The following is a 4,818-nucleotide window of genomic DNA, read 5'->3' on the forward strand; positions in this document are numbered from 1 at the left end:
CGCGGTGGCGGGCTTTTAAGTATTTAGCGCAGATCGTCGCGATCGATGCCGAAAAGGCGCGGGTCGTCGACCCAAGCTTCGCCTTGTCCTTCGAGCCAAAAGGAAAGGTGGGTCGCGGAGTCGAGAATGTCGGCCCAGCGCGCCCCTCCCGAAGACACGGCGGCCGAGTCGAAGGATGCCGGGCGAACGCTCACGCGGCGCCAGGCCGTATCGAGATCACGGGCGGTCCAGGCCACCAATTGGGACCCGGCAAGCGCGTGTTCCATGGCGACACGGAGGCGGCCCGAGCCCCGCGCCCAGAATACGATAGAGTCGATCGCCCCCAGACGCCGTGGGGTCGAGGCGAGCAAGGCTGCCGCCAAGACGACCGGATCGCTTCCGGTGGTAACCATATGCAGGGCATTGCCCTGGCGCCCGCCTCCGGCGGCAACGGTTCCCGTGCCCGATCCGAGAAACCAGGTGGAGGAGTCGGGAAGCCGGACCCGGTTGCTCCCGCTTTCGAAATCGTCGACGAGAACGGATGTCAGGTTCAAGCGAAGGCTATCGGCGATGCCCGCCCAAACTCCCGCAGGGTCGGAACGATGGGCGAGCGGAAGCCGTTGCCACAATTGGATAGCCGTGCCGGGCTGACGCAGATCGGAGTCGATGCGCACGTACAATCGTCCCTGACGGCGCTTCCGGTCCCAATGGGAAAGCTCGAAGGGCACCGGGCTTTCTTTCGCGCGACGGACATCAAGATCGAGTCCCAGCGAGTCGGACAATTTGAAGTCAAAGTTGGCTGAGTCGAGCCGCACGGTCGCCACGGTGGCCAAGCCGACGGGGCGATTCCACGCGGGAAGAAGGGAATCGACCGGGAATACCCGGGCCACCACCGCGTTTTCGGTTTCGGAGGATCCCCCGGCCAAGTGATCGCCGGAACATCCGGCCCACAGGAGAATGTTTAAAGCGATAAAGGCGGAATTCAATTTCACAAACGTTCCTTCGGAGAGCCCGAGATCGGAAAAAAGGCCATGGCCAATTGCATCACGCGAGTAGGCTGCCCAATGGAATCGGCGTGTTTCTGGACCTGGCGCCGGCATTCCCGCAAGATGTCTAGAATGGCTTGATAGGCTTTGTCGTCTACGGAAAAGGTGACGGTGGAAACGTCGCGTTCGTCCTTGGAAAACCGTTGCAGGGAAGCGATGGCCAATTCGAAGATTTGCTTCTGATAGGCATGGATGGCTTGCGCTTTCCTTTCTCCCCCCGCGGTAAGATGGGCTTCGGCAAGCTTGAGGCGGCCCGAACCGGCCTTCTTCACCAGCCCGAGTTCGAGAAGCAAATCGAGCGAGGCTTGCGCCTCGTCCGTGGATATGGGAGGACAAACGCTTTTGGCCAGTCGTGCGGGAATGGCGCGTCCCTCATGCGCTTCCAAGAGCAAGCGAACCACCGGGGTCCACCAGTGACGGTAGAACAGCAATTCGCGCTCTTCCAACGCCTTGCGGGGGACATCTTGCAATAGGCGCGCCCGCTCGAGGATTTCCATGCGCGCCTTCGCGCCGCGCTCTCTCGCATAGGCGGTCAGTAGGAGGAAATATTCCGCTTCGCGGTTGCCCAACCCCAGGAACTTCAGGACGCGGGATTGGCACCGCGCCGGTAGCTGGCTGCGGCCTTGCAGGATTTTATGGAGGTTGCTTCCATCGAGCCCGAGCGAGTCGGCGAGGTTGCGGTAGGATAAGCGCGCATCCGCGAGCTTGCGTTCCTCGAAGGCGTCTTTGAGGTACTTGCGATAGTCCATGTACTCGAAGACGGGGCGCATGAATCTTTCAATTGTACCCTGGAATCCGGATTGGAAGCATTCATTGTTCGGGAGGATGTGGTAAAAAGCACCACATAGCAACCTCAGATCGGGCGGCCAATATGCAAAAAGCCCGGCTTCCCTTTCGGAAAACCGGGCTTCTCTTAAATGGTCGGGATGGCGGGATGATTTCAGAACTTTTTTGGCCTCGCAAATTCCATTTTCTGCGCAAATCAGGCGGTTTTTAGGATTAGCTGGGATCCGATCTCTCTTTCGGCTTTCCCCAAATTAATGGGTTCAGGCCAAAGTGTTAAATCATTCAGCCCGTTTCGGACTCCATCAGCAAATCGCCCAACCGATCCAAGCGCTTTTCCCATAAGGTCCGGCGTTCGGTCAGCCATTGCCCGGCCACGGAAAATCCCTGAGGCTCGATCCGGCAGGTGCGCACCCGGCCCACCTTTTCCGTGCGCACGAGGCCGCTGGCTTCCAATACCTGCATATGCTGGACAACCGCGGCCAAGGAGATCTTCAGGGGAATCGCCAGCAAGGAAACCGAAACCGGTTTTTCGCTGAGCCTTTCCAGGATCTCCCGCCGCGTGGGATCGCCCAAGGCATGGAAGACCCGGTCCACTTGGATTTGTTTGCCGACCATGCTTCACGTCGCTTTCGTTCGCAAACGCAGCTTCCATCCGCGGTAACTGACCAGCACCAAGGCCAAAGCCACCAGCGGTATCGCGATTTGGAAAGCCGGCGTGCCGATTGCGATAAGCGAAAACACGGCGGCGATGACATCCATGGTCAAGCCCGCGTACGCCCATTCGCGCAATGTGCGCGGCACCGGCGCTAAGATGGCTATAACTCCCAGTAATTGGGCCAGGCCCAACAGGAGAGCGAAATAATCAGGATACCCCAGCCGGCGGAATACTTCCATGGAAGAGTCCGTTCTCAACAGGGCCGCGATGCTACCGAAGATCCAATTACCCGAAATCAATACGGTGGAGACCCAATACAAGACTTTGCCACTGGCGCTACTCATGGTTTTGCAACTCCTTCGCTAGCATTTCCAACAATCCCCGGGTGCCTTCTTCGCGGCCCTGGAGGCTATCGATTCCGTCGAAGAAAGCCCCTTGCTCGGTGAAGCGGACATCAGTTCCCTTCTCCCCGGGCAAAAGTTCGATGGTGGTCAGGGAAGCGGACATGCGCTTGCCTTCCATGGCCATGGTATAGGCGAAAACGATGCGCTGATCGGGAACGATGTCCTGATAAACCGCGTCCATGATAATCAAGGGGCCACCCTGATACCGGAAGCTGGCATGCTCCCGGCCGCCTACTGTGAATTCCATTTCGAACTTCTCGATACTGAAACCTTCGCCTTCCACCTGCCAGCGTCGTTTCTTGGCCTTGTCCGAAAAGGCCGCAAAGACCCGTTTGGCGGGGGTTGGGTAGTGGCGTTCGATACTGAAGCTGCCGTGGAATACCGAGGGGGTGGAGGTGGTTGCGGCCATTTTGGAGGTCCTTTCGCTGACAAACTAATGGTTAAGTATACACTTAAGTATAGCGCGGCAAGCTGGGAATGTCAATAGGCGCTCCGAAGTTTCGTCCGCACGGACCGTGTCCCTAAATGGGAATGCCGGAAAACGCTAATTTTTCGAAGCGGCTCTCATCAGGAGCAAGACCAATGTATCGGCTAACCACTCCTCGTACTTGACGGGGTCCCAACCTCGAACAACTACAAACTGACGGTAAAGATCACGTGCGGTCAGCACATAAAGAAGGTCTCGAGCGGTGGTGTAATCAAGGTCTTGGCGTAACCTTCCCGCTTCGGACAAAAAATCGATCAGCTTTTTTTGAAGGACGTAGCGATTTTGTTCGCGCTGCTCATCGCTCAGGTCAGGCGAGACAACCCCCGCCCCGCGAAGCAGTTCCATCTCCGACCGTTCCGAGTCGTAAACTTGGCGGGAAATTCGCGCCGCCATCCGAACGCGCGCCTCGGGATCCGATTCCGTCATCGCCTGCTTCACCAATTGACCGTAGCCAGGACCAAAGCGCGCTCGATTGAGGATTTCGGCCACCAAGCCGCGCTTGGATTTGAAAGCGGCGTAGACCGTTGGCTTGGAAACCCCGGCTTCGCTTGCCACCGCATCTATCGTGGTGCGGTCAAAACCGACGGCGAGAAACAGTTTACGAGCCGCGTCGATCATCCGCTGCCGAGTTTGCTCCGCATGCTGTTCCCGGTTCGTCGATGAATAAACGCGTTGTTGTTTCTTCTTGGGCGGCATTGCCTTGTCCTTTTGGATATATCTTAATATATTTAATATACGTTAATATAGCAATCTTCGAATAACGACGGAGAAACATCATGAATCCCATCAGTGCAACTACGGCGAAAGCGTCCTTCAGTTGGACGCCGAACACCATTTCCCAAATTCTCGGCTCTGGCCTCGCCGCTTCGATTCCAGCGGTGCTCATTGCCGCCATCGCAGTGGAAGCGGTCCCCCATGTGCGAGGACTTTCCTACTTCACGGAACTCCGCTACGCCGTTACCACGCCTATCTGCATCCTGATCGCAATCGCGGGCGCCGCGTTTTACCGCGTCCGTCTGCACCGGTCTGCGCGACCGCGCGTGGCTCTGGCACTGGCTTTTTTTGCGATCGCACTCATGGTATTGGCGATGATTGCTTTGTTCGGCGGTCAATCACTGACTCTCGCCGCTTTGCCCGCGGTGCTGTCTGTGGCCACCGTGCTCTCCCTTCTTGTTCCGCGCTCGGTTGAAGTTCCTCACCGTTCGCGCTTCCGGATAGCCGCCATCGCCCTCTTCAGCGCACTGGAAATCTGGGGGGCCGAAGCCGCGTTTTCCAGCGAGAAAGCGGCCCCCATAGGCGCTGCGGGTTTGGCCTTCGACATCCCACGAACCCTATTTGATGCGGATCACAAATTTCTGACGCTCTCCAATGGCGCTCGCATTCACTTCGTTGACGAAGGCAAAGGTGAAGTGCTCCTGTTTCTGCATGGAAATCCAGCTTGGTCGTTTCAATGGAGGGAGT

General features: G+C 57.6%; 7 protein-coding genes. 1 reads left to right on the plus strand and 6 read right to left on the minus strand.

The window, feature by feature from the left end; genetic code table 11:
• Window positions 1-23: 23 nt before the first annotated feature.
• The 6 genes from JF616_00640 to JF616_00665 all read right to left on the minus strand — a co-directional run bounded on the left by JF616_00640 (window position 24) and on the right by JF616_00665 (window position 4,053).
• Complete coding sequence (locus JF616_00640) at window positions 24-971, minus strand: hypothetical protein (protein MBW8886234.1); 948 nt, start codon at window positions 969-971, stop codon at window positions 24-26.
• On the minus strand, window positions 968-1,795 hold the full coding sequence (locus tag JF616_00645; GenBank protein ID MBW8886235.1) for a TIGR02147 family protein: 828 nt from the start codon (window positions 1,793-1,795) through the stop codon (window positions 968-970). Before JF616_00645 ends, JF616_00640 begins: the two co-directional genes overlap by 4 nt.
• Window positions 1,796-2,093: 298 nt before the next feature.
• On the minus strand, window positions 2,094-2,426 hold the full coding sequence (locus tag JF616_00650; GenBank protein ID MBW8886236.1) for a helix-turn-helix transcriptional regulator: 333 nt from the start codon (window positions 2,424-2,426) through the stop codon (window positions 2,094-2,096).
• Between the two features lie 3 nt (window positions 2,427-2,429).
• The gene (locus JF616_00655; GenBank protein MBW8886237.1) at window positions 2,430-2,810 is read right to left on the minus strand and encodes a DoxX family protein; all 381 of its coding nucleotides are present in this window, start codon (window positions 2,808-2,810) and stop codon (window positions 2,430-2,432) included.
• Window positions 2,803-3,279, minus strand: coding sequence for an SRPBCC family protein (locus tag JF616_00660; GenBank protein ID MBW8886238.1), 477 nt, complete (start codon window positions 3,277-3,279; stop codon window positions 2,803-2,805). Before JF616_00660 ends, JF616_00655 begins: the two co-directional genes overlap by 8 nt.
• 135 nt (window positions 3,280-3,414) lie before the next feature.
• Window positions 3,415-4,053 (minus strand): TetR/AcrR family transcriptional regulator, encoded by a 639-nt coding sequence (locus tag JF616_00665; protein ID MBW8886239.1) that lies wholly within the window; start codon window positions 4,051-4,053, stop codon window positions 3,415-3,417.
• A gap of 80 nt (window positions 4,054-4,133) precedes the next feature.
• Between JF616_00665 and JF616_00670 the strand changes: the two genes are divergently transcribed.
• Window positions 4,134-4,818: hypothetical protein (locus JF616_00670; protein MBW8886240.1), on the plus strand; the 685-nt coding region annotated here is incomplete at its 3' end.

It is taken from the genome of Fibrobacterota bacterium, assembly GCA_019509785.1.
Taxonomy (GTDB): Bacteria; Fibrobacterota; Fibrobacteria; order UBA11236; family UBA11236; genus Chersky-265.